Annotated in this window: 15 protein-coding genes and 2 pseudogenes; 8 read left to right on the top strand and 9 right to left on the bottom strand. The window is 62.8% G+C overall.

The window, feature by feature from the left end:
* The first annotated feature begins 55 nt into the window (after positions 1 to 55).
* Both ACE3PR_RS19615 and ACE3PR_RS19620 read left to right on the top strand, forming a co-directional pair.
* The gene (locus ACE3PR_RS19615) at positions 56 to 1,744 is read left to right on the top strand and encodes a tetratricopeptide repeat protein (RefSeq protein WP_374375550.1); all 1,689 of its coding nucleotides are present in this window, start codon (positions 56 to 58) and stop codon (positions 1,742 to 1,744) included.
* Between the two features lie 28 nt (positions 1,745 to 1,772).
* Positions 1,773 to 3,170 (top strand): aminotransferase, encoded by a 1,398-nt coding sequence (locus tag ACE3PR_RS19620; protein WP_374375552.1) that lies wholly within the window; start codon positions 1,773 to 1,775, stop codon positions 3,168 to 3,170.
* A gap of 6 nt (positions 3,171 to 3,176) precedes the next feature.
* On the opposite strand, the gene pbpC is transcribed toward ACE3PR_RS19620, so the two are convergent.
* From pbpC to ACE3PR_RS19640, 4 genes and pseudogenes are all read right to left on the bottom strand, one after another.
* Positions 3,177 to 5,225: a penicillin-binding protein 1C gene (gene pbpC, locus ACE3PR_RS19625; RefSeq protein WP_374375554.1), complete on the bottom strand. Its 2,049-nt coding sequence runs from the start codon at positions 5,223 to 5,225 to the stop codon at positions 3,177 to 3,179.
* Positions 5,226 to 5,435: 210 nt separating this feature from the next.
* Positions 5,436 to 7,451: an alpha-2-macroglobulin gene (locus ACE3PR_RS19630; RefSeq protein WP_374375639.1), complete on the bottom strand. Its 2,016-nt coding sequence runs from the start codon at positions 7,449 to 7,451 to the stop codon at positions 5,436 to 5,438.
* 183 nt (positions 7,452 to 7,634) lie between these two features.
* Positions 7,635 to 8,039, bottom strand: a pseudogene (locus ACE3PR_RS19635) (hypothetical protein); the annotation flags it as partial.
* A 108-nt stretch (positions 8,040 to 8,147) separates the two neighbouring features.
* Positions 8,148 to 10,718 (bottom strand): annotated as a pseudogene (locus ACE3PR_RS19640) (MG2 domain-containing protein); the annotation flags it as partial.
* Positions 10,719 to 10,889: 171 nt separating this feature from the next.
* On the opposite strand from ACE3PR_RS19640, the gene ACE3PR_RS19645 reads away from it, so the two are divergent.
* Both ACE3PR_RS19645 and ACE3PR_RS19650 read left to right on the top strand, forming a co-directional pair.
* Positions 10,890 to 12,068 carry a mitochondrial fission ELM1 family protein gene (locus tag ACE3PR_RS19645; protein ID WP_374375556.1) on the top strand — a complete coding sequence of 393 codons (1,179 nt, stop codon included), beginning with the start codon at positions 10,890 to 10,892 and terminating at the stop codon, positions 12,066 to 12,068.
* A gap of 97 nt (positions 12,069 to 12,165) precedes the next feature.
* On the top strand, positions 12,166 to 13,461 hold the full coding sequence (locus ACE3PR_RS19650; RefSeq protein ID WP_374375558.1) for a CDP-alcohol phosphatidyltransferase family protein: 1,296 nt from the start codon (positions 12,166 to 12,168) through the stop codon (positions 13,459 to 13,461).
* Positions 13,462 to 13,517: 56 nt separating this feature from the next.
* Here the strand turns inward: ACE3PR_RS19650 and ACE3PR_RS19655 are convergent, their stop codons facing one another.
* Positions 13,518 to 14,306 carry a hypothetical protein gene (locus ACE3PR_RS19655; RefSeq protein WP_374375560.1) on the bottom strand — a complete coding sequence of 263 codons (789 nt, stop codon included), beginning with the start codon at positions 14,304 to 14,306 and terminating at the stop codon, positions 13,518 to 13,520.
* Between the two features lie 188 nt (positions 14,307 to 14,494).
* Positions 14,495 to 15,403: a hypothetical protein gene (locus tag ACE3PR_RS19660; RefSeq protein WP_374375563.1), complete on the bottom strand. Its 909-nt coding sequence runs from the start codon at positions 15,401 to 15,403 to the stop codon at positions 14,495 to 14,497.
* A gap of 322 nt (positions 15,404 to 15,725) precedes the next feature.
* Between ACE3PR_RS19660 and ACE3PR_RS19665 the strand changes: the two genes are divergently transcribed.
* On the top strand, positions 15,726 to 17,579 hold the full coding sequence (locus ACE3PR_RS19665) for an ABC transporter ATP-binding protein (protein WP_374375566.1): 1,854 nt from the start codon (positions 15,726 to 15,728) through the stop codon (positions 17,577 to 17,579).
* On the opposite strand, the gene ACE3PR_RS19670 is transcribed toward ACE3PR_RS19665, so the two are convergent.
* The 3 genes from ACE3PR_RS19670 to ACE3PR_RS19680 all read right to left on the bottom strand — a co-directional run bounded on the left by ACE3PR_RS19670 (position 17,519) and on the right by ACE3PR_RS19680 (position 21,898).
* Complete coding sequence (locus ACE3PR_RS19670) at positions 17,519 to 19,231, bottom strand: ABC transporter ATP-binding protein (RefSeq protein ID WP_374375569.1); 1,713 nt, start codon at positions 19,229 to 19,231, stop codon at positions 17,519 to 17,521. The genes ACE3PR_RS19665 and ACE3PR_RS19670 overlap by 61 nt on opposite strands.
* Positions 19,224 to 19,751: a hypothetical protein gene (locus ACE3PR_RS19675; RefSeq protein ID WP_374375572.1), complete on the bottom strand. Its 528-nt coding sequence runs from the start codon at positions 19,749 to 19,751 to the stop codon at positions 19,224 to 19,226. The genes ACE3PR_RS19670 and ACE3PR_RS19675 overlap by 8 nt, the downstream gene beginning before the upstream one ends.
* Positions 19,752 to 19,906: 155 nt before the next feature.
* Positions 19,907 to 21,898 carry a hypothetical protein gene (locus ACE3PR_RS19680; protein ID WP_374375575.1) on the bottom strand — a complete coding sequence of 664 codons (1,992 nt, stop codon included), beginning with the start codon at positions 21,896 to 21,898 and terminating at the stop codon, positions 19,907 to 19,909.
* Positions 21,899 to 22,070: 172 nt separating this feature from the next.
* Between ACE3PR_RS19680 and ACE3PR_RS19685 the strand changes: the two genes are divergently transcribed.
* The 3 genes from ACE3PR_RS19685 (at position 22,071) to ACE3PR_RS19695 (ending at position 25,245) form a co-directional block, all read left to right on the top strand.
* Complete coding sequence (locus ACE3PR_RS19685) at positions 22,071 to 23,810, top strand: fatty acyl-AMP ligase (RefSeq protein ID WP_374375578.1); 1,740 nt, start codon at positions 22,071 to 22,073, stop codon at positions 23,808 to 23,810.
* 21 nt (positions 23,811 to 23,831) lie between these two features.
* Positions 23,832 to 24,779, top strand: coding sequence for an NAD-dependent epimerase/dehydratase family protein (locus ACE3PR_RS19690; protein WP_374375580.1), 948 nt, complete (start codon positions 23,832 to 23,834; stop codon positions 24,777 to 24,779).
* Between the two features lie 220 nt (positions 24,780 to 24,999).
* Positions 25,000 to 25,245 carry an acyl carrier protein gene (locus ACE3PR_RS19695; RefSeq protein WP_374375583.1) on the top strand — a complete coding sequence of 82 codons (246 nt, stop codon included), beginning with the start codon at positions 25,000 to 25,002 and terminating at the stop codon, positions 25,243 to 25,245.
* Position 25,246 lies beyond the last annotated feature (1 nt).

The raw sequence follows: 25,246 nt of genomic DNA on the forward strand, positions 1-25,246 counted from the left end.
TCTCAAGGGTCATGGACCCAAATCGTGTGAATATCAAAGGAATTTGGGGGCAATTGTGATCGGAATCACGCGCCGATTCGCGCGCAAGGCGGCGATCTGTGGGTTTCTCGGGCTGGCAGTGGCAATGGGGGCGGCGGTAAGCCGTCCGGAACCGGCCATGGCCGATTACCAGACGGGGGTCGACGCTTATTACCGGGGCGATTTCGCCGCCGCTTTGGAAGCCTGGCGCCCCCTGGCAGATGCCGGCGACGCGGTTGCCCAGAACAGTATCGGCGCCCTTTACGACCATGGCCTCGGTGTCCAGGAAGATAATTTCGAGGCTGCCCGCTGGTATGAGATGGCCGCGCAGCAAGGCCTGCCGCTAGCCATGCGCAACCTCGGCAATCAATATGCGACTGGGCACGGCCTGCCCTATGACGTTGATATGGCGCGGCAATGGTATGAACGTGCCGCGGCACTGGGCGACCAGCAATCCGTCTCGCTGCTGCGTCAATTGCGGCCGAGCACGGCGCCTGCAGCAGCCGCCGCGGCACCGACCTTCGTCGCGCCAACCACCACCGGCTCCGTGGCGGTGCCGGCTGAAAGCACAGCGTCTGAAAGCACAGGCCAGGCCGCCACGGCTGCTCCCGCGCCGAGTGCCGCGGATAGCGATCTGGTCATCACCGGCATGGAATCAGGCAACACTGCCGCCGAAACCGCACCGGCGGCCTTCCCGGAGCAGGGTGTCGCACTCGATATCGGCGGCGGCGAGACAGTCACCATGCCGGCGACCGGCAGTGCGGTGCCGGCGGCACCCGCTCAGCCTGCGGCGCCGACCCAGCAGGCGGCAATTGCCGTCCCACCGGCGGCACCGCGCAGCGACGGCAATTGGCTGATCGGGCAATGGCAAGGGCCCTCGCTCGGCTGCCCGAAGGGCGGCGGTATCGAGTTCACCGAATCCGAAACGCTGAGCTGGTTCGACGGCGAGGTCGCCGTACGCATGAGTGCCAGCTACCAGATCACCGGCGACAATATCGTCGTCACCTCGACCGCCAGCGACGGGTCGGGCCAGACCTATACCTATCAGCGCAACGGCGCCGACCGCATGATCATCGTCACCATTCCGGACACGATGCCGAAATCGATGATCGGCATCGCCTATCGCCGCTGCGGCCCGGCCACCACCACGCCGCCCGCCCCCATAGCCGCGCAACCCGGCATCATCGAGATTCCGACCGATGGCCAGATTCCGGCGGCACCTGCCCCCGCGACAACGACGGCGGCGACCGCAGCGACCCCTGCCGCCGCGCCGGCGGTGGCGCCCGCGGGTGCGACGGCCGCCGATGGCTGGGCCGCGTTCGAACGTGGCGACCCGCAACAGGCGCTGGCCATCTTCAAGGCGCTGGGCGATGCGGGCGACAGCAACATGCAGGTGCTGGTCGGCCAGATGTACGATTTCGGCCAGGGCATTCCCCAGGACGATGTCGAAGCCCTGAAATGGTATCAGCGCGCCGCCGAAGCCGGAAACGCGAAGGGCCAGTATCAAACCGGCGTGCTCTATTTCCGCAGCCAGGGTGTGCCGCAGAACCTGGCCGAATCCTATCGCTGGCTGACACTGGCCAGCGAGGGCAAGGCACAAGGGCTCGAGGTCAATCCCAACCAGGCGGTAGCGATCCAGGCGAAATCGATGCTGAACGATGTCACCCGGCAGATGAGCGACGACGACATGGCCAAGGCCAAGCAACTCCTCAAATCGACCAATTGATACCACCCCGCGCTTTCCGGAGAATTCCATGTCCAGCAATTTCGGCTTCGACGCGATCGATCTCGCCACCAAGGATCGCGACCATCTGATCCATCCCTGGGTGGATCTCGGCACGGTCAAGGAGCGGGAACCGCTGATCGTGGCGCAGGCCGAAGGCGCCTATGTCTACAATGTCCATGGCCAGAAGCTGCTCGACGGGATCGGCGGCATGTGGTGCGTCAATGCCGGCTATGGCCGCGATGAAATCGCCGATGCCATGGCGGCGCAAGCCAAGCGGATGGCCTATTTCTCGCCCTTCGGCCAGATCGGCAATCCGCCCGCGATCGAGTTCGCGCACCGACTGACCCAGCATACCCCAGGCGATCTCAAGCACGTCTTCTTCACCACCGGCGGCTCGACGGCGGTCGATTCCGCTTTGCGCTTCGTCCATTTCTTCAACAACTTCCACGGCCGCAAGACGAAGAAGCAGATCATCACGCGGGAATACGCCTATCACGGCTCGACCTATCTCACCGCCTCCGTCTCGGGGAAACCGGCCGATCGCGGCAATATGGATCTCGAGACCGGCTTCATCCATCACCTGCCCGCGCCCAACCCCTATCGCCGCCCCGAGGGCATGTCGCTGGAAGCTTTCTGCGACGCCAAGGTGAAGGACCTCGAGGACAAGATCCTGGAACTCGGCCCGGATAATGTCGCCTGCTTCATCGCCGAGCCGCTGCTGGCTTCGGGCGGCGTGATCGTGCCGCCGCCGGGCTATCAGAAGCGGACCTGGGAAGTGTGCCGCAAATACGACGTGCTCTACATCTCGGACGAAGTGGTCACCGGCTTCGGGCGCTTGGGACATATCTTCGCCTCGAAACACGTCTTCGACATCGAGCCCGACATCATCACCAGCGCCAAGGGCCTCACTTCGGGTTATGTCCCGCTGGGCGCCATGATCGTCTCGGACCGTCTTTATTCGACGCTGACCGACAAGGCCGGGCGCGGCCAGGTCTTCGCCAATGGCTATACCTATTCGGCGCATCCGGTTTCCTGCGCCGCCGGCATGGCCAATCTGGACATTTTCGAACGCGAGGATATCTGCGGCCATGTGCGCAAGGTCGGCCCCTATTTCCATGAGCAGCTCAGCACCCTCGCCGAGCTTGACGTGGTGGGCGACGTGCGCGGCAGCCATTTCATGGTCTGCGTCGAATGCACCGCCGACAAGAAGAACAAGACCGTGCCGCCGGTGGAATGGGAAGTGGGCCGCCGCATTTTCGAGAAATGCCAGGCCAAGGGCCTACTGGCGCGGCCCCTGGGTCACCTGGTCGTTCTCTCGCCGCCCCTTATCATCAACCGCGCGCAGATCGACGACGCGGTCGCGATCCTGCGGCAGAGCATCGTCGAGGTGATGGATGACCTCACCCGCGAAGGCCTGCGGAAATAGGCGACTCTACTTCAGCCAGATTTCTGCGCTGGTCGACTGGCCCGCGGCATCGATCACCGTGACGCGGTGGGCGCCCTTGCCGTCTGGATCCCATTGCGTCTGGCGCAGATAGGGCTGTGAGCCCACGGCCCTGCCATTCACCATCCAGCGCAAAGGCAGCTTGCCGCCCTCGGCCTTCAACACGAAAGGCAAGGCGCTGTCCGCTTTCATCGCCAGCATCATGGTGGCCCCGTCCAGCGGAAAGGCGATGCGGAGTCTGGCGCGTTCCGATATCGGCGAGGTGAAATCCTGCGCCGTCTTGAAGCGGCGGAGATTGGCGGGCAAGGCGTTCTGGCTGACCAGCAAGGCGCCTTCCGGGGGCGAGAGTGCCAGGGCGCTGCCGCTTTGCGGCAGTTGATCGAAGATTTCGAACAGCAAGGGTGCAGCCGCGTCGCGGCCCATGCGCCCGGCCGAGAACGAGCCGTCCGGCCGGCCGACCCAGACACCGATCGTGTAATCATGCGTATAGCCGAGGGCCCAGGCATCGCGATAGCCATAGGAGGTTCCGGTCTTGTAGGCGATGCGGCTGCCCTGGCGGCGATTGCCGGCCGCCAGCCAGGAGGGTGGCGGCGGTGTATCTTCAAGAATGTCGGTGACATAATAGGCACCGAGTGCGCCCAATAAATGCGTGGCAGCCGGCTGTTGCCGATCCGCGGCAAAGCTGAGCGGCAGGGCACGACCTTCATCGGCGAGCGCGGCATAGAGACCAACCATCCGCTCCAGCGTGACACCGACGCCGCCCAATGCGATGGGGAGGCCCGGCCGGCCGGCATCCTTGGGCAAGATCAGCGGATAGCCGGCATCGGCGAGGCGCCGCGCGAAAGGCGGCGCCCCCACCGCGTCCATCAGCGCCACCGCCGGCAGATTGAGCGACAATTGCAAGGCTTCGCGCGCCGGGATCTCGCCGCGGAACAGATGATCGAAATTCTCCGGCGCGTAATCGCCAAAGCGCATCGGCTGATCGACCATGATCGTTTCCGGATGCACGGCAAGCTGATCGAAGGCCATGCCGTAAATGAAGGGTTTCAGCGCAGAGCCGGGCGAGCGCACCGCTTGTACCATGTCGATGGGACCGAATTGCAGGCGGTCGAAATAATCCGCCGAACCGAGATAGGCCCGCACCTTGCGGCCGTCATTCTGCACCACCAAAGCGGCGATCGTCGCACCGGGTTCAAGATTGCGCGCGGTCTTGCGCAGCATGTCCTGAAGCCGCACTTGCAAAGCCCGGTCGATATGGGTCGTGATTTCGGATTGACCCGGATGTGCGCCACGCAAACGCTCGGCCAGATGCGGCGCGTCGGCCAGGGCCGGACGGCGGCGTTGCGGCACGGCTTCCGCCAAAGCCGCCTCGTAACTCGCCGCGTCGATCTCGCCGGCGACCAGCAGCCGCGCCAACACCTTGTCCCGCGCCACCCGCGCTGCGGCGGGATACCGGTCCGGACGTAGGCGTTCGGGGCTTTGCGGCAGAACCACGAGCAAGGCCGCCTCGGCTTCCGTGAGGTGGCTCGGCTCCTTGGCGAAATAAGCGAGGCTCGCAGCGCGGATGCCTTCCAAATTGCCGCCATAGGGTGCCAGCGTCAGATAAGTATCGAGCACCCGGTCGCGGCCCCAGCGATAGGTCAATTGCAAGGCGCGCAGGGTTTCGATGGCCTTGGCTGCCAAATTGCGCCGCCGCGGTTCCAGAAGACGCGCGGTCTGCATGGTAAGCGTCGAGGCACCCGACACGATCTCGCCATGCGCCATCGCCTGCCCCGCTGCGCGCAGCATCGCCAATGGATCGATGCCAGGATGAAGATCGAAACGCTGATCCTCGTAGGCCTTCAGGTAGCGCAGGAATTTGGGATCGACCCGCGATACCTCGGTCGGAAAACGCCAGGCGCCATCCGCCGTCGCAAAGGCGCGCAGCACCTGCCCATCGGATGCCAGCACCAGGGTGGATTGATCGCGCAGCCGGCCCTGGAACGGCGGATAGAGGTGATCGAGAGCAAGTACCGTTGCGAGCAGTAGAACAAGCACACTACCGATGGCGACGAGCCATGTCCTGCTTCTCCTCCCCCCTTTAGGGGGGAGGTCGGGAGGGGGGCATCGTTCAGTCCCGGTGCGATGGAATCTTCGCTTCCATGCCCCCACCCCACCCTCCCCCTGCAGGGGGAGGGAATACAAAGGGGCCTCCCCCTGCAGGGGGAGGGTTTTAGAACGCCGATGTCGCCACCACCGCATCGCCGCTCAGCGATAGGCGGAGATCGTGACGGAACCCCGGGCGCCGCGGGCGCGGATCTCGGGGGCGTACATGTCTTCAACCGCCGGTGCCGGCATGGTGAACGTGCCGGGCGTCACCGCGCGCACCATGTAGCCCACGGTAAAGCGCCGGTTGTCGGCATCGCCATTGAGATCGAGCGCCGCGATATAGCGGTCGTCCAGGAATTCGGCATAGGTCGGCATGGTAAGTTCGCTGACCCAGGACAACTCGCTGGTCTGCCGCGCATCGCTCAGCCGCGTGTTCTCGATCTCGAAGCCGGCCGGCAGCAGATCGACCACCAGCGCGCGGCGCTGGTGCCGTGCGGTCAGTTCGCCACCCACCAGCACGACCAGCACGTCGTTCTGCTTCACCTTGGCGAGGTCGGCGGGACTGCCGTCGAGATGATAGAAGCTGCGGCTGATGGTGAACCCGCTCTCCTCCGGCGGCAGTTCGGCAAAGGGCACGCCACTGGCCGAGGCCTTGGCATAGACCGGCTCGCTGCCCTTGTTGACGAAGGTCGTGGCTGCTCCCAATTCCGCACTGGCCAGGGTCAGCATATAGGGCTTGGCCTGCGGCACCGCATCCGCCGCGTCGCGGGCGATGCTCACCTGCGGCTGAGTCGAGGACGACGTCGCCTTGGCGGCCAGCAACAGCCAGACCTGTTCCTGGGTGCTCAAATACCGACGGCTACTCTGCAGACTGGCGAGGCGGTCGAGATAAGCCGCCGCGTCATAGCCGGGCAGTTTGGCTTCCGCCATCAGCGCGATGATGCCGCCCCAATCACGCAGATCCGAGCCGTAATCGAGCAAAGGGCGTCTTGCACGATTGGCCGCCACGATGGCCGCGTCGAAAGCTAGCCCCGCCCGCGCCATGTCTCCGTGCAACGCAAGCGCCGTGCCGAGCTGCGCCAGAGCGAGGCCGGAAGGCATGCGGTCGAGATAATTGTCGGCGAGATAGCGAAGATCGCTGAGTCGTCCCTGCCCTGCCCGCGACATGACGTAATGGGCATAGGCACGTGCCGCCAGATTGTTGGCGGATTCGTCGTTATAGGAGGTCACGACAAAGCCCAGCGCCTCGATGCCCTGGCGATAGGCGATGTCGGGCACGTCATAACCCTGTTCCTTGGCGCGGGTCAGGAAATCCATGACGAAGGCGCTCAGCCAGTTGTCCGAGTTGGAATAGCTGGACCAGAGACCGAACAGACCGTCGCCGCGCTGGCGTTCGAGAATACGGCCGATCGCAGCCTGCACGCGCTTCTCGTCGCCCGCCACCACTTCCTTGTCGAGGCTCCAGCGCTCAGCCAGTTCATTGGCAAAGAGCATCGGGAAGGCCACCGAGGTCGTCTGTTCCACGCAGCCATAGGGATAGTGATAGAGCGATGCCAAGACCGTCTGTACGTCGAGATTGGGTGTGGCACTGAAGGAAAGTTTCAGATCCGCCGTCTCCGGCAGGAAGTCTCCCAATGCCGCCCCGGACACGCGGAGCGGCTCGCCGGGCAGCAATCGCTGCGTCAGCGTCTGCGTGACGGCTGGCTGAGCCGCCCGCACCGGCAATTCGATGCGCCGTGACAGCGTGAAGTTATCCGGGCCCGTCAACGACATCTCGACATAGCCGTCACCCAGACCCGCAGCGGCCAGATCGACGCGCCATTCGGCACTGGCGCCAACCGCCAGTTCCTTGGACCAGCTCGTCTCACCGGTGAGACGCAGATTGTCACTGGCAGTGAGCTTGATCGCGTAAAGACCAGCCCCGCCGGCCACGTTCTGCACAGCAAAGGACAGGCTGCCCTTGTCGCTGGGTGCCAGGAAACGCGGCGCAGTCGCCAGCGTCACCACCGGATCCCGGACCACAAGACCGGCTTCGGCAGCACCGACATTGGCGCTGTCCCAGGCGACAGCCATCAATCGCAGGCGGCCATTGTAATCGGGCACGTCGAGCGGAACGATCACCTTCCCCTCGGCATCCAACTCGACGATGCCGGAGAAGAGTGCCACCAGCTTCATCTGCTTGGGTGCCCCACGCTTGGCGAGGCCTTCACCGTCGCCACCGCTGCGGATCTGTCCGCGCGCACCTTCGCGCCCATCGATCAATTGGCCATAGAGATCGCGGATCTCGACGCCCAGGCGACGCTTGCCGAAATAATGGCCGATTGGATCCGGGGTTGCGAAATCGGTCAGTTGCAGCACGCCCTCATCCACCGCGGCCAAAGTGAGATAGGCCTGCTTGCCGGCAAGATTGGTAACCGTCACCGGAATCTCGACGCGTTGTCGCGGCTCGATGAATTCCGGCACCGTCATTGCGACATTGAGCGTGCGGGGTGCCGGGTCGATAGCGAGCCATGTGAGGCCGATCGCACGGCCCGGCCCACGTTCCTGTCCCTCACCCGCACGGAAGGCATTGACCAGCACATAGGCGCCCGCCCCCCAATCCTTGTCGATCCGCACCTTGATGGTCTTGCCATCTTCCGGGATCGAGACCGGGAAGGTGTCAACGATGCGGTCGGTGGCGATGGTCACCTGCGCTTCGCCCGCAAAGGGGGCCGTCAGATGAATTTCGGCGGTGTCGTCCGCTGCATAGCTTTCCTTGTCCGCGACGACCTGGAGCTTGTCCGGCGTGCCGCCGGTCCCGGGCTGGGCCCACCAGCCGGCATAGAAGCGATGCGAACTGGCAACGCCGCTTTCGGGATCGAAGACTTCCAACCGATAGCGGCCCCAATCGACATGGACGTCCACTTTGCCCGGCTGAGCGGCAGCGATATCGAGGGTGCCGTTGCTGGCATCCGAATCCCGCACGATGTAATCATAGTCCCAGCGGTTATCGCGGTAATACCAGACGTAATCCCAATCCTCCTTCACCAGGCGATAGGCAAGGCCCGGCTTCGCCACGGGCTTCCCGTCGCGGTCGAGGGCGATCACCTCGAAGCCCGCCTCGCTGCCCTGCTGAACCTGGTCATCGGGGAATTGCGGCTTGATGCCGAGATAGAGTTCGCGATCGCGGATCGGTTTGGTCACCGTCTCGATCACCGGCCGCCCGCCGAACTCATAGATTTCGACGCGCAAGGTGGCCGCCAGCGGAACCTGCGCCTCGGGCACCTCATCGAACGACATATCGATTTCGAGATGACCGGCGGTATTGGTCGTCATGTCGTCATAGCTGAGGCGGACCGGATCCATCTTCTCGCCGTCGAGACCGAAGGTATAGCCGGGCCATTCCGGGAATGGCTTCGGATCGGCGGCGATGACGACCTCGCCTTTCACCGTCAGATTTGCAGCGGGCGCACCATAGAGATACTTGGCATGAATCTGGACCGGGAGCGGTTCCGGCGGCACCAATGGTGCGTCGGCCGGCGTGAGCGTTGCCTCGATCCGCGCCGGCACCACCTCTTCCACCAGGAAGCTGGTGCTGGCGATGGGGTCGCCTTCGGGATCGAGATAGGCCTCGACCGACCAGCCGCCGGTACGCGCCGTCGCCGCGAAATCGATCGCGAGGTGATAGGCGCCGCCGGTGTCCTCGACATCGACGAAGCGCCGTGCCTCGACCCCGTCCGGACGCAGCAGGCGGAAGGTCAGCTTCTGCTTCGGCACCGACAGGGCAGCGGGATCGCGCGAAAGCGCCATGACATGCGCCGTCTCGCCGGGGCGATAGACGCCACGATCGGTATAGAAGAAGAGATCGAGATCCCCCGGCATGGCGCGCCCGCCGACACCGCGATCGGAAAGATCGAAGGCCGGGCCGCTGATATCGAGGAAGCTGAAATCGCCATCGCGGCGGAAGGCCATGATCGCCGTCGCCCGTCGCCCGCCCTCGCCGCGCAGCAAGCCCGGATCGAAATGCGCAAGGCCCGCCGTGTCGGTCGTCGCGGTCGCCAGGATCTCGTTGTTGCGCGCGAGCAATTGCAGTTCCATCCGATGCAGCGGCCGGCCGCTTTCCAGCGACCGCGCCTGCACGTCGAGGCCGCTTGCCCCGGCAAAGGTGGTAAGGCCGAGATCCGAAACCACCAGCCATTGCGTGGCCTGCGGCTGCCAGCGCCAATTGTAATCTTCCGGGTCCTGCTCGTCGGCGGCATTGCGCGCCATCAGGATGTAGATGCCGGGTTCCGTTTCCGGCACCACTTCATCCAGCGGGAAAGCGGTGACGACGCGCTTGTTCCGCTCGCGCGTCACGTCCATCTCGCCGGTCCAGATTTCGGCGCCGGATTGTTCGGCGATGCGTTCGCGGTCGTATTCCTCGAGATTGTTGAGGAAGCGGCCTTCATAGAGCTCGTTGATCAGGTTGCGGTCGTTGATGCGCAAAAGGCGCAACTTGACCTTGTCGATATTGACACTGATGACCGGAACGCCGGTGCTACCGATCTTGGGCAGGACATAGGCCTGGTTGCGAAAACCGATCGAGGGTGCGCGATCACCGATCGAGAACGACCATTCCTCGTTCTTTGCGAGCTTGTCGCCATAAAGCGACGGCAGTCCCTGCAGGATCGTCAGCTTGTAGCCGGTGCCAAAGGCAAGGTCGCCGATGCAAAGCTGCGTACCGGAAACACGGTATGAGACCTGGGTCTCCGGTTCGATACGGATGAAATCGCTGTAGGTTGTGGCATCGGTCGCGGCCAGTTCGCTGCGGAACTCGACACAGGCTTCCGGCGTCTCGCCCTCGGTGTTGAGCTTCGTGCCGGCAACGGCAAAGGCCAGCATCGTGCGCAACTGATCGGCGCGGGCATAGGCTTCCTGGTCATAGGTATAGCGGTTTGCCGCATCATAAGCTGCCAAGGCCAGTTCAAAATCACCGAGGCGGTCGAAGAATCCGCCGACCTTGTTGAGTGCCTCGCCCTGGCGCTGATAATCCTCGGTCTCGACATAGGCGCGATAGGCGGCAAGCCCGGCCTGTCGCCAGCGATCGGCGCCCTTATGGGCGTCGGCCAGCGCCATCCAGGTTTCATAGCTTTCGTCGCCAAGGCCGATCGCGCGTTCATAGAGCGCCGCCGCCTCGCGGAAGCGCCCGGCGCCAGCCTCGATCGCCGCCTGGGTGTTGATGAGCGGAATGCGCGCCACGTCGTCCCCGATTGCGTCCTTCAGCAATTCGGCGCGGTAGGTAGCGGCCTCCTTGGCGATGTCGCCGATTTCCGCGGCTGAAACGGGAAACGATCTGAGGAGGAGAAAAGCGAGGACAATGAAGGGAAGGACGAACAAGCCGAAGCGGAGGCTGGGCACGCGCATGTCTGAATTCCTGCGGTACGAGTTTTGGCGCTGGCGCCGCGTTACGCTCCGACCAGCCATCCCCCGGTCGAACGCGATCGCGATTATAGCGTCGGCGAAGTCATTTCCTACCAGATGATTACGACCGGATTTTGGCGGGATGGCGGTCTAATGGCGATTGTTTGTCTCCGGATGTGGGAAAACGGTTCAATCCTTGGCGCTCTCCGATTCGATTGCTAAGGTCCGGCCATCATGTCCGCTCTTACCAATCCCGCAGCTACGCGACCACCACGAACCTGGCTCATTCTGGGCGAGCGCACCGGCGACAATTCCCAGGTCCTGGCTCTCGGCCGCGCGCTCGGTTGGCCGACAGAGGTCAAGCAGATCCGCTATGACGCGGCCGAAAAGATCGAGTTCAAGGATCGCGGCGCCAGCCTGATCGGTGTCGATGCGACGGCGAGCGACAGATTGGAAGCGCCCTGGCCGGAGGCGATCATCGCCATCGGCCGCCGCTCGGTGCCGGTGACACGCTGGATTCGCGAACAGGCGCGGGCGGCCGGGATCAATCCGCTGCACATCCATCTCGGGCGGCCGCGTACAGATCTCGGCCTCTTCGACCTCGTGGTCACCACCCCGCAATACAATCTGCCGCCGGCACCCAATGTGATGGAAATCAGCCTGCCGATTGTTTTCGTCGACGGCGAGGAGCTGGGCCGGGCCGCCGCGCGCTGGCACGAACGCTTCGCCCGCATGCCGCGACCCTGGCATGCAATCCTGATCGGAGGGCCATCGCCGCAACTCGCCTTCGGCGCGGAAGAAGCCGAGCAATTGCTGGGCGAACTTGCCGATTGGCACCGGCAACAGGGCGGCAGCCTGCTGGTCACCACCTCGCCGCGCACGCCGCCGGAAGTCACCGCGCGCCTGCGGGGTGGTTTGAACAATCCACAGCATCATCTGCTGATGCCCTTCGCGGCCGGCAGCGACAATCCATATCAAGCCTTGCTGGCGCTGGCCGACGATTTTGTCGTCACCATCGACAGCGCTTCGATGGTGGCGGAGGCCGCGACACGACGAAAGCCGATCTATCTTTTCGACCTGCCGAAGATCCCGCCGAAGCAAAAGCCGGGCCTGAAAGCGGCCCTGTCGCGGAATTGGCGCCTGCGCCGCAAGAGCCGCCTGGATGCCGGGTTGCCGCCGGATTTCCGCGATCAGATCTATGACGCCTGGACGCGGCGCGGCAAAGCCCGCCCTCGTCGCGACATCGGGCAGTTGCTGAAACGACTGATCAGTACGGGCATCGCTCAGCCCCTCAAGGCGCCCAGCCCATCGCCGTCGGAGATATCATCCTTGCCGACACCCGCGCAGGAATTGGCGGCGGTGCTGGAGCGCGTCCAAAGCCTGTGGAAAACGCGGCTGGACAAGCGCGATTAAAGGATATTATTCCTGTTACATTTCACCGGGAATGCTTGAGGGGGCGGCGAATCGCGTGTATGACGCGACGATGACATGCCCCAGGAATCCTTGAAAAATGCTGGTTTGGATTGATGCCGCCGCTTGTGGGCGGGTGCCGAAGATATTTGGTCTCACCCTGGTTGAACGCCATCTCCAGGCGCTGAAGCGGTCTCTGCCGCGACCGACCCGGATCGTGGTTGATCTGGGCGCGGACGGTGCCAAACCGCGGATCGATTCCAGCCTGGATGCCGCTTTCGCCATTGAATGGCGCCAAGCCCCTGGCGATTTCGCAACCCGCCTCACGGCCTTTCTGGCGCAGGCCGGCAATGAACCGGTCCTGCTGCTGGACGGTGCCACGCTCCCCGATGCGCGGCTTCACGCCGCCTTGGTGCCGTTGGCCGATTCCGTCGCCGTGCTGGCGCCCAAGAACGAGGAACGCGCCGCGCTCCTGCGTGCGGAACCGGGTCGCCTCGCCGGACGCCAGATCGCGGCAACCGATCTGACGGACCTTGCCGAGAAGCTGACCGCCGACGGCACCTTGCGCCCCTATCAACAGGACGAGTTCAACGGCTTCATCCGCAAGCTGCGCCGGACCATCCCCTATTACCTGTTCCGGATCGAGACGCCCGAGAAGGCGGCGAAGGTCGAGAAATTCATGTTCTGGTCGAACTACAAGGGCTCGACCGATTTCTTCACGCGCTATGTCTATCCGCCACTGGTCTGGGTATTGGTGGGACCGCTGGCGCGGGCGCGGGTGCATCCCAATACCGTCACCATCTTCAGCATCATCCTTGCTTTGGGCGCCATCCCGATCTGGGCGATCGGCGAGACCTGGAGCTTCTGGACCGGCTTTGCCATGGCCTATGGCATGAGCGTCCTCGATTCCGTCGATGGCAAGCTCGCCCGCCTGACCTTTACCGATTCACGCATCGGCAATTTTCTGGATCACGGCCTCGACATGGTCCATCCGCCCTTCTGGTATGTCGCCTGGGCGTATGGCATCGGCGGCGGCACGCTGGATTGGGATTCGCCACTCGGCACCGCTGCCATTCTGGTGGTCGCCTTCTACGTGATCGACCGCCTGATCCTGAAAATCTATCCGCGCTTCTTCCAACGGGCCTTCCACACCCATTCCAAGCTCGATGGTCGCATGCGGACTTTCATCGCGCGGCGCAACATCACGCTGCCGATGTTCATTCTGGGCTATGTGCTGGGCTTCGCGCTGGAGGCTTTCTACCTGATCACGGCCTGGCAGATCCTGACCGCGCTCTATCACGGCAGCCGGACGTTCTGGATCCTGGCCATCGACCGCGCGCACAAGAAAAACGCCAAACCGACCGACGTGGCGAGCGCGCTCGATCACGTCGACTGAGACAAAAAAGGGCGCCATCCCTGTCGGGAACGGCGCCCTTTGCTGCTTGCGTTCCGTTAGTACTTGTCGTCCTGCGCCGCCTCACGGACCTCGTCCGCGAAGATCAGGCGCTGCAGCTTGTTGAGCTGCTTGGGCTCGAACGCCTTGATCGGCAATTCGGCGATGAAATTGATATAGCGGCGCGGAACATCGGTAATCCCCCGCGGGCTGACGCCATGAACCGCGTTCTCGGAATTGAGAAAGCAGAGATAGGTGTTGGCGGCATAGGGCACGGTCTTGATCAATTCCACATCCCGCTCGATCGAGCGATGCTTGATGAAGCGCGGCGCGCGCTTCCAGGCATAGATGTCGAGATCGCCGCCGGTGACGTTGTCGCGGGGATCGCGGAAATAAAAGAGCGCCGAGAAGATCTTGTCGCAAAGATCGACATGCGGCGTCTTCACGCTGGTCACTTCCTTCACCGGCGTGTTCATGACGAACTGGCAGTCTAGGCGGATTTCCGCATCGCCGCCGAAACCGCGCGGAACCGCGCGCCAGTCTTCAAAGCGGCGGCCCATCTTCTCCTCGAGGCCGGGAAAGGTGCGGCGGAAATGGTCGCCGAACAGCCGCGTCACATGGCGCCAGTAATCATTCGAGGTGTGATACTCGAAAAAAGACCGCCAGAGCGGCGAAATGCGTTTGTCGCCCAGGACCTGCTTCACCGTCATGCGGACGGCGACATTGCTGCCCACTTCCTGGCGGCCATTGAGAATGGTCGCCAGATCGGGAAACTCGGCTTCCAATTGCTGGTAGATGTCGACTGGAACGGCGTTCTGCCGAACATGGTGCGGATAGGGTTCGGTCATGACTTGATCCGAGCGCACGCTCTCCAACATGCGAGGTGCTTGTGTCGCCACTGTCGCCGCCAACATGATGTTCCTCTCCAATTCGTTCCGCGGCACTCCGTCCGCTGTGGACAAACTGCCGGAACACGGCCATTTGTCTCAATTCACCATTCCGCCGCAGCGACGATCCGTCGCCGCTTGGGGGCGGGTTACGCCGCCAGCCTGCGACACAGATCGAGGGCGTCGTGCCGCACGTGATTCTGCGCCATCTCGCGCTCGACCAGCTTCTCGTCGATGAGGCCCTTGGCCAGCATCTCGCTGACCAGCGTAAAGAACAGCTTTTCTTGATTGGGATCAGGATGCGGCTGGTAAAAGCCGTCTTTTGTGCGTCCCGGCTTGGTCCCGCCAAGGCTTTTCTTCAGCGACTTGAGGACGCTCTTCACCAATGAGGCCGATTTTTCTGGCTTGGCCCTGACCGTGAAATCGATCGGCAAACCGGTCTTCCAGGGCTGCGTCCGGCGATAGGTCGTGTGGAGAATCTTGGTGGCCGGCGTCAGCTTGTCAAAATCGTTCCATTCCGGCTCGAAAAGACCCACATTGGAATCCGCTTCATATTCGAGCTTGATCCATTTCAGATAATCCTTCTTGAACTCGAAGAGCTCGTTGAAGGTCTTCTCGGCATCCCAATGGGTGAGCTTGGCATTGTCCAGAAGCATAACACTGGAAGCGCGATAGGCCGGCATCTCCTTCAGGGGCGGACGTATGCGGCACATGACGCCGGCGCCCTGCATGTCGCGCGTGAAGAGTTCCATGATGTCGGCCACGGCGAAGCAGTCCGGGTCGATGACGATGGCGCGCCCCTGATAGTTCATGGTCTTGGGCGGGGTGAAACGCAGCGGCGTGAAGGATTGCAAATCGTCATGCGCCCAGGGGCGGCGCTCCAGGCCGCGCAAAAAGCGCTGGCCGACCCGGGCCTCAAGCCAGGGATAATCATTGTAATGCATGATCTCGACGTCGAAGGCGTCGGGTTGGCGGCTGTTGCGCTTGGCAGCATAGGCGGCGACCAAAGCGCCCAGATATTGCTCGTCGTTCGACTGGATGAACAGTTTATACTGCACGCGCTTGCCCCCTTAGTTCGGCAGATCGGCCAGGAGGGGGCATCCTTCGCCCCATTTGGCCGCCTTCAAATCAGCACCCCGGCAAATGCCTTGGAAATCAGCCGTCGGCAGCCCAGATGATACTGGCCTCCCGACCCTACAGCAACCGAACCTATTGAAAATGCGCCTATTTGCCGCAAATAGTGCAAGGTTATTGGTCCCTGCCCGGATCGGGTCGAAAATTGCTTTCTCTGACAATTGACTTCCAGGGCATCGGTGTTATCACAGCCGGGCCGCCGCCCCAAAAGACTGTCGGCAACTGCAACAGGCGACCCCTAAACGCATGGGCCAGACGCTGAACGACCCCAAAGAAACTCCCTCGCCGCTTGCCAATGCTTTCCAGATCATCCGGAAGCACGGCCTCTGGCGGCAAATTCCGGTGATAATCGGCGTGATGGCGGCCAGCCTTCTGGAAGGGCTGAGCGTCGCCAGCCTGTTCCCGATTCTGGCCATCGTGTCGGGCGATGGCAGCGAAGAACCGAACAAGGTCGAACGGGTCATTCTGGGGACGCTGGAGCTTCTGCAGGTCGACAAATCCCTCGGCGTCCTTATCGCGGTCATGATCGGTCTTTCCGTGCTCAAGGCCGTGATCTCGCTCAATGTCAGCCGCCATGTCGGCTATCTGGTGGCCGAGATCGCCACGGAACTGCGCTCGCGCATGATCGATGCTATGCTGGCCGCGCAATGGTCCTACTACACCATCAACCCGATCGGCCGGTTCGCCTCGGCGATTACGGTGGAGGCCAATTGGGGTGCCGCGATCTACCGCACCTCGCTCAATCTCATTACTTCCGCCATCCAGGTTCTGGTCCTGGCCGGCATCGTCTTTACCGTCGATTGGCGCGTGGGCCTCGTTGGCAGCGCCATGGCGCTGGTGGTCGGCTCGGCCATGCGGTGGCTAACCCGCCGCTCGCGCATGTTCTCGCGCCGCATGCTGCTGACGACCCGCGCGATCGTCACGGATCTCAATGACGTGGTGGTCGGGTTCAAGCCGATGAAAGCCATGCACCGCCACGAGATCCTGGTGGAAGAACTGCGCCACGAGACCAAATCCCTGCGCCGGGCACTGCGCGAACTGGTCTTGCTCGAGCAATTGGCCAATCGGTTGCCGGATCTGCTGATCATCGCCATGCTGACGATGATCGCCTATGTCGGTATTAGCGTCCTCAAGCTGGATCTCGCCAGCATGCTGGTCTCGGGGATCCTGATCATGGGGCTGACCCGCAGCTTCGCCAAGATGCAGAAATCAGTGCGCGAATCCGTGACGGCCGAGGTCGGCTATTACTCCTTCATGGATACGTTGAGGGAGACCGAGACGGCGGCCGAGACTTTTGATGGCCGACGGGAACCGACACTGCGCGAATCCTGCCGCCTGGAGGACGTGACCTTCTCCTATGGCCGCGCGACGGTGCTGGAGAACGTCTCGATGGAATTGCGAGCCGGAACGATCACCACGCTGGTCGGCGAATCCGGATCCGGCAAGACGACGACGGCCGATCTCATCCTGGGCCTGTTCGAGCCCAATCAGGGCCGCGTGACGCTGGACGGTGTGCCGCTCAACGAGATCGATGTCGGGCGCTGGCGTTCCACAGTCGGTTATGTGCCGCAGGAGATCCTGCTCTTCAACGACACGATCCTGATGAATGTCACGCTGGGCGATCCGAATATCAAGGAAGGGCAAGCCACCCAGGCGCTGGAGCGCGCCGGCGCCATGAATTTCATCCGCGATCTGCCACAAGGCCTGATGACCACGGTCGGCGATCGCGGCGTATTGCTTTCGGGTGGGCAGCGCCAGCGTATCGCCCTCGCCCGCGCCCTGGTTACCAAGCCGTCTTTGCTCATCCTTGATGAAGCGACCAGCGCGCTGGACCCCGAAACCGAGGCCGAAATCTGCGCCGCCGTAGCGCAGGAACGCGGCCGCCTTACGGTCCTGGCCATCACCCACCAGCCAGCCTGGGTCGAAATCGCCGACAAGGTCTATCACATTGCCCGCGGCAAGGTGCAGGAACTGGATGCCGAGCAACGCCAGGCGGCGATCGACCGGGCCCGTCCGCGTCAGACGGAAGCCCGTCAGTCTCAGGCGGAACCCGGTATCGCCAGCGGCGCCGTGGTCACCTTCCCATCGCGGATCTCGTAAACCGAATCCGCGGCATCCACCCATAGAGCCTGATGCGTGATCGCCAGAATGGTCCGGGCACCGGTCAGCGCATGCGCAGCCTTGGCGATTTCCTGCGCCGTCTTGTGGTCGAGAGCGCTGGTCGCTTCATCGAGGATGAGCAGCTTCGGATTACCGATCAACGCACGCGCGATGGCCAAGCGTTGACGCTGTCCGCCGGATAACAGGCTGCCACGCACGCCGATCGAGAAATCCATCTCGCCCGGCAATTGCGAGACGAACCCCCAGGCATCCGCCGCCACCAATGCAGCGCGCACTTCAGCAACAGGCACGCGCGTATCGCCTAGCGTGACATTGTTGACGATCGTGTCGTTGAAGAGGATGCTATCCTGCGGGATGTAGCCCAATTGCTTGCGCCAGGCAGCCATATCGAGATCTGCGATCGGTGTGTTGCCGATCATCACGGCGCCTTCGCTTGGCACGTGCAGACCGGCGACCAGATCCGCAATGGTCGTCTTGCCGGCACCGGACGGACCGATCACCGTCGTCAGTTCGCCGGCGGACAATGTCAGGTTGGCACCCTGCATCACGCGCTTGCCGGGATAGGCGAAGCCGACATCGATCATCCGGATATCGGCAGGCAGCGGCGGCAGGGCGCCCGAGGCCAGGTCTTCGCGGTTGGCGCGCACTTCGTCCAGCAAGCGCTGCAAATGCCAATAGCTGACCCGGTCCAGCGCGACACGCTGATAATTGGCACGAACGGTATTGATGGCGTCGGCAATGCGCTTCAGGAGCAGGGTCGAGCCCAGCATGACGCGCAGATCCATGCCGAGAAAAGTGTGACCGACATATAGGCCTCCCAGCAGCAGCGAGACGAAGAGCGGCTCCTGGATCGCACGCATGGCACTGGTGCTGTAAGTCTCGGCCTGGGTCGCGCGCCGCAAACGATCGACATGGACCGCGAAGGTATGGCCGATAAACCGGTGCCGGTTCATGGATTTCAGCGCCTTGACGTTGGTAAGCGCGTCGATCACCGAATGCAGCAGAGCGAGGTTATGCTTTGATTTGCCGCGGCCGGCCTTCTTGGCCATCTTCATGTAGCGGCCCACCGCCAGCCACAGCACGACCGTGATGCCGATGGCACCCAGGAAGAATGGCCATGACACGAAGATCGCCATGACCATCAGGACCACGCCCTGAACCAGGCCGACCAGGCACATGCCGGCGGATTTGAAGGCGATGCTGGCTCGCTCGGCATCCGAATTGATGGCGGCGGTAAAGCGCGCCACCGGCTGCGCCACGAAATAGCTCCACTTCGCGTGGACCAGGGCGTCGATGACCTGCAGGCGAATGCTGGTGCCGAAATTCGCGACCGAACGGCCGACAAAGACCGATCCAGCCGTGCCGAACAGGAAGGAAAGGACCGCGGCACCGAGAATCACCGCCAGCAGCACCTCGATCGTGAGCGGCAATCCGACGGCCTCCAATCCCCAACGGACGTAGTCGTCGATCAAATGGTCATTGGCCATGCCCTCGCCGCCCACCAGGCCCACGATCGGCCATAGGGTCGCGATACCGACGATCTCGACGACGCCGGAGGTCAGCAGCACGATCAGGATGATTACCTGCTGGCGCCAGCCCGTGCTGAAAAAGATACGAAATACGTCACGCAAGGGTTTGTCTCGTTACTTCCTGAATCGCCCGGCCAAGGATCCTGGCCACCGAGTCGCCTTCACCGCGCTGCCGGGCCTCGGTCACAGCCCTTTCGGCAAAGCTCTGATCGACATGGGTAATCCGACCGGTGATACTTGGCAACTCAAGTATCCGGGCAGCGGCCATGCGATGGGTTCCCCGCCGCATGTGCAGGAGGTCTCCCGCAGCCGTGATCCCAAAGCAAATCTCGTCATCGCCAGCGTATTTATAACCGTCCCGCTGCAACGAGCGAAGGAGATCCAGATTGCTCCTGCAGTAAGACCTTATTTTTTCCTCGGTATCGAAAACCTGGCCACGCCCCTCAACCGGGCGCCCCGCCGCCCAGCTTGCCATCAGCCAGCGATAGAGCCGGGTTTCCGGCAGATTTTCCCCATGCTTGGCCACATCGGCCATATCGCCATAGGTGTATAATTCGTCGATCGGCTGGGCGGGGAGTGCATCTAGGCCGGTTACCAGGAATCGGTCCTTGATCGGCCCCATGGCCGCCGAATCCACCTTGCGGCTCACCCGCTCCGGCCGCACGGTGACGGCCAAATCCGACCCCAGTACCGCCCGGGCGACGGTCGCACGCCGCCAGGCCGGATTCCCCAGCGACGGCCAAAATCTGATGCTCCAGGCCGGGATCATCTCGAGGGTCAGTAGCCCCAGAGATGCTGCAGGCCGACCGCCCCCTGCGGCGACAGACCCAGAACGTGAGCCGTGAGATCGGCGTCGGCGGATTTGACCTGCAAGGCGGCGATGCCGCTTTCGCCGGTATGGCGAGCAAGGCCCGGCAGGACATCGTCCAGCCAGACGATGTCGGCACCAAAGGCCGGCAAGGTCAGGTGATGGCTCAGGCGTTCGCCGGCGTTATTGATGGCGGCGACCTCCACCCGGGCTGCCATATCATAATTGAGGTTGCCGCTGGCATTCGCCACGAACACGCCGGTGCGGAAACCACCCTTGGTCCGCACGCGGCCGATGACATTGGTGCGCCCCATGATACCGATCGAAGGATGCAGCCAATGCGGCAGGGTCGGAATATCCGCGCCGACATTGCGCCAGGAAGATTGGAATTCGGTGAAGTCCTGATCGCCCGTGATGCGATGGCGTACCGCCATGTCCGAGGTCGTCACCAGACGCTGGGGGGCCAGACCGGTCTTCAGATGATCCGGGCAAACCAGCGCCATGCGGATCTCGGCCTTGCGCGGATGCGTCCACCCGGCAAGGACCTGGTCCATGAAGGCCGGGCCGATGAAATCCTTGTGGTAACGCATCTCGCCGACGAAGCCGCCGGATCCGTCATAGAAACGCAGCCAGTAATCGTCGAAGGGTGGGTTCGATGCATCGAAATTGAAACCGAACACCAGATTATCATTGTCCGGCGTCACCGGCAGGCAGCAGGGGTGAATCATGAAGCCGGATTTGATCGCCGTCTCGACGATCTGGCGTTCCTCGGGCTTGAACAGAATGTCGTCGCGATTGTCGACGCCGACCCGGCACAGATGATTGGCGGCGATCGATCCCATTTTACCGGGCTGCTGCGAGAAGCCCTGATCCAGCGCGTACCAGAATGAGGTCCCGTAACCGGCATAGGAAGCCGCGAAATAGCTGCGTTCCGCCGCGTTCTTGCCGCTGAAGGGGAAGTGCACCTCTTCCACCGGCTTGTTGCGCGCGCGCTTCTGAATGCTCTTGGCAGACCCCGTGCCGATGACGATTTCGTCATTGGCACCCATATCGAGATCGTAATTGGGCACGGTCATCACGACCTCGCCGCCACGCACGACGGATTCGATCAGACGGAAGGGCTGTATCTTGTCCGGGTTCTTGAAGAACTGATGCGAGCCGTGAATGATCGTGAAACTGTCTTTCCAGAACACGTCCCCGCAAACGCGGAAACGATAGTGGCGGCCACGTGTCAGGAACGGGTGCGCCACATAGACCTTCATGCAGATCGCACCGCGGCGCTGAGGCATCATGGCTTTGAGATTGAGGTTCGCCGATTGGCTGGGACCCAGCACCAGATAGCTGCGGCGGATCTCGCCCTCGGCGATGATCTCGAAGCGGAACTGGATCGGATCCTTGATGCCGAAGAATTCTTCAAAGTGATTGAAGGCGAGCGCGTCGACATCCTCGATTTCGAGCGGGACCGCCGCGGTGCCGGCACAAAACTCCCAATTCTGCGCCACCCAATGCACCGGAACCGTCGGCGCATGGGCATGAACCTGTCGCAGCGAATAGCGGTATTTGGTCGCCACATCGGCACCACCGGTGACAATCGCGTCACATTCCCTGATCGCGGCGGCGGTCAGGGGTTTGGCCCCCTTCGGCTGGTCCTGGAAGATGTCGGTCGAGAGCCAGGTCGTCGCGAGGTCACCCGATTCGGCCTGGAAGGCGCGATAAAAGGCCTCGTCGCCGTGAACCCCCACCCGACGGGCACCATCGGCGGCCAGAAGGCGCAGCACATCGCCGATCGACTGGCTGACCTTGGTCTTGGCATCGGCCACGCCGCCAGCCGAAGGATGGGTACCAGCCTTGAATTTCTTGTCTTTTTTCTTGCCCTTCGGCAATAGCCAGTCGAAGAAGCCAGTGCCTCCGGCCTGCTTGCCGCTACCTTTAGGCGCCAATTCCACATCCGACGTCTTCATCAGACAGATTCCTTACTTGGCTGCATTCAATCCCGGCGCCATGGCACGCCCATCCCGGTAAACCTTGTACCTCGTCGGCGCATTTGCTATGGACCGCGAAATCGTAGGGATAGCAAGGTCCTGGCGCAATTCGCCCAAATGCGACCGAAGGTCCCATGAACGTCCAGAGCAAATGACCCTTAAACCGACAGCGACCACCAATACCAGCCTGACGCATCGCCGCAGCACCTTCGAAACGCTGTGGCAGGCGCTCGATTACGCCGCCAAGGGCGTGACTGGTCTTAACTTTTATACCGCCAAGGGCGACCTTGCCACGGTCCTTCCCTATGCCGACTTGCAGGCAAAGGCGCGGGAACTGGCGCGTCGCTTTGCCGCTTTGGGTCTGGAGCGCGGGTCGCGCGTCGTCCTGGTCGCCGATACCGATCCGGAATTCGTGGTCGCTTTCTTTGCCACGCAATATGCGGGCCTCCTGCCCGTCCCGGTCGCGATCCCCACCAGCCTCGGCGGGCGCGATGCCTATGTGGCACAGCTTCGCCAGCAATTGAGTGGCTGCGGCGCCAGCATCGCCTTGGCACCACAGGCCCTGCTCGGTTTCCTGACGGAAGCCGCCGCCGGCCTCGATCACGTCAAGATGGTCGGCACCTTGGCCGAGTTCGAGGCCCTGCCGACCAAAGAAGCGGATCTCAAACCCTTTACCGCGGACGAGCCGAGCTATCTCCAGTTCTCGTCCGGCTCGACGCGCTTCCCCAAAGGCATCGAGATTCATCAACGTGTGCTGATGGCCAATGCCTATGCGATCACGCATTTCGGCCTCGACATCATGGAGATCGACCGCTGCACGTCGTGGCTGCCATTCTACCATGACATGGGCCTGGTCGGGTTCCTGCTGGTGCCGGCGACCGGTCAGGTTTCGGTCGATTACATCGCTACCCGCGACTTCGCGCGGCGGCCGCTGACCTGGCTCAAGATGCTGTCGGACAATCGGGGCACCCTCGCCTACTCGCCGACCTTCGGCTACGAATTGTGCACCAAGCGGATGCGCGGCGGCACGGAATTCACCGGCGATCTCTCATCCTGGCGCGCGGCCGGCATCGGCGGCGACATGGTGCAGGATCCGATCCTGCAGCGCTTCAGCGAGTCCTTCGCCCCCTATGGTTTCCGCCACGAAGTCTTCGTGCCGAGCTACGGCATGGCGGAAACGACGCTGGCGATGAGCTTCGCGCCGCTCGACCGCGCCTACCGCGTCGATCACATCGACCGCGCCGGCCTTGAGAGCCAGCAGGCCAAACCGGTGGAACCCGGCCGCAATGCCCGCGCGCTGGTTGCCTGCGGCCCCGCCTTGCCGGGTCATGCCTTCGAGATTCGCGACGAAGCGGGGCAGGTGCTGCCGGAACGCCGTATCGGCCGTGTCTTCTTCCGCGGTCCCAGTGTCATGACGGGCTATTTCAATCAGCCGGAACTGACCGCCGAGGCGCTCAGCGCCGATGGCTGGCTGGATACCGGCGATCTCGGCTATCTGCTGGATGGCGAGATCGTCATCACCGGCCGCGCCAAGGATCTCATCATCATCAACGGCCGCAACATCTGGCCGCAGGATCTGGAATGGACCGCCGAGACCCTGCCCGATCTGCGTCGCGGCGATACGGCTGCCTTCTCGGTGCTGGGGGATAACGACGAAGAGATGGTCGTCGTCCTGGTGCAATGCCGCGTCAGCGACCCCGCCGTGCGCACCAAGTTGCAGCAGGATGTCGCCGCCTTGCTGCAGCGTGCCATGTCGGTCGAGGCGCGGGTCGAATTGGTGCCGCCCAAGGGCCTGCCGCAAACTTCCTCCGGCAAGCTCTCACGTGCCAAGGCGAAAGCGAACTATCTGGCGGGCGTTTACGCGAACGCCGAGATTCCCATCAGTGCCTGATCTCCAAACCGGTATCGGCGCATGACTGGCCTGGTTGCCATCACCGGCGCCACCGGTTTTGTCGGTGCCCGCTGCGTGCACCATCTGGCAGCGGCGGGATGGCGCATTCGCATCCTGACCCGGCGCATGCCGCAGGCAGCACTCATGCCCGATCACAAAATCGAGGTGGTTCTCGGCGATCTCGACGATCAGGCCAGCCTGCGCCAGCTCGTCGCCGGTGCCGACGCCATCCTCCATTGCGCCGGTCTGGTGAAGGCGCCGACACCGGAAGCCTTCTTCGCCGCCAATGTGGGCGGTACCGAGCATCTGCTGCTGGCCGCCGCCCAGGCAGCGCCCCGGGCGCGCTTGATCCACATTTCGTCCCTGGCGGCACGGGAGCCCCATCTGTCCCCCTATGCCGCCAGCAAACAGGCCGGGGAAATCAAGGTCGCGGGCCTGGCGGGTCCCCGAGACTGGATCACCTTGCGCCCACCTGTCGTCTACGGTCCAGGCGATCATGAATTGCTGCCGCTGTTCAAGGCGGCAAAGCTCGGCTTTGTGGCTTATCCGGCCGCTCCCGGCGCGCGGGTCGCCACGATCCATGTAGCCGATCTGGCTGAGGCAATCGTGGCCCTGCTGGCCGCGCCCAATTGGGCCGAGCGCCAGATCGAGATCGATGACGGTGCCACCAATGCCCACGACTGGCCCGGAATTCTGTCGGCACTCGGCAAGGCCGTCGGCCGGGCGCCCCGCGCCTGGCGGCTCCCCCGCCCGCTGCTTATGCCCATTGCCGCCGGCGTGACCCTGTTTTCGCACCTGACCGGTCAGCCAAAGGTCCTGTCGCTGCGCAAAGTGGCCGAAATCTATCACCCGGATTGGGTGGCGCGAGGTCCCTCTCTGTCCCGGGTCGCCAATTGGCAGCCGCAATTTTCCCTAGATACGGGCTTTGCCGATACCGCTGCCTGGTACCGGTCCCAGGCTCTTCTCTGATATAAAGAACAGCCGGTAACCTGCTGGAATCAGGACATTGTTACATTCGGTAACAATTTGTCATTTAACGTCGGCGGCAAAATTTACGACAAATCATCCCATGGGATAGGGCGCGAGTCGCGTGGCGCCTAAGGGGTTCCCAGAATTACCAGATTCCGGTTACCGCAGAAAAAGATTGGTTGGCATTGTGACGGCGAGTGCAGCTCAGCAGGTTTCAGGTTTGTCTTTGGATCAGGTCGTGGCGGAAATCGCCTTGGCGTTGCAGCCCTTCAAGAAGGGCGACGTCGCCATCACCGCGTCCACGGATATCGCGCAGGACCTCAACATGGATTCCCTCGCGGTGATGGATCTGCTGATGGAGCTCGAAGACAAGTTCGACGTCTCGATCCCGCTGAACATGGTGCCGGAGATTGCCACGGTCGGGCAACTAGCCCAGACCGTCATCGATTCGAAGAAGGGGGCGTAAG

Source organism: Dongia sp. (genome assembly GCF_041909655.1).
GTDB lineage: Bacteria > Pseudomonadota > Alphaproteobacteria > Dongiales > Dongiaceae > Dongia.

Coding starts and splice junctions, on each gene's coding strand:
- ACE3PR_RS19620 (WP_374375552.1), top strand. CDS start 1,773: ATGTCCAGCAATTTCGGCTTCGACGCGATCGATCTCGCCACCAAGGAT.
- ACE3PR_RS19630 (WP_374375639.1), bottom strand. CDS start 7,451: ATGAAGCTGGTGGCACTCTTCTCCGGCATCGTCGAGTTGGATGCCGAG.
- ACE3PR_RS19645 (WP_374375556.1), top strand. CDS start 10,890: ATGTCCGCTCTTACCAATCCCGCAGCTACGCGACCACCACGAACCTGG.
- ACE3PR_RS19650 (WP_374375558.1), top strand. CDS start 12,166: ATGCTGGTTTGGATTGATGCCGCCGCTTGTGGGCGGGTGCCGAAGATA.
- ACE3PR_RS19655 (WP_374375560.1), bottom strand. CDS start 14,306: ATGACCGAACCCTATCCGCACCATGTTCGGCAGAACGCCGTTCCAGTC.
- ACE3PR_RS19665 (WP_374375566.1), top strand. CDS start 15,726: ATGGGCCAGACGCTGAACGACCCCAAAGAAACTCCCTCGCCGCTTGCC.
- ACE3PR_RS19675 (WP_374375572.1), bottom strand. CDS start 19,751: ATGGGGCCGATCAAGGACCGATTCCTGGTAACCGGCCTAGATGCACTC.
- ACE3PR_RS19680 (WP_374375575.1), bottom strand. CDS start 21,898: ATGAAGACGTCGGATGTGGAATTGGCGCCTAAAGGTAGCGGCAAGCAG.
- ACE3PR_RS19685 (WP_374375578.1), top strand. CDS start 22,071: ATGACCCTTAAACCGACAGCGACCACCAATACCAGCCTGACGCATCGC.
- ACE3PR_RS19690 (WP_374375580.1), top strand. CDS start 23,832: ATGACTGGCCTGGTTGCCATCACCGGCGCCACCGGTTTTGTCGGTGCC.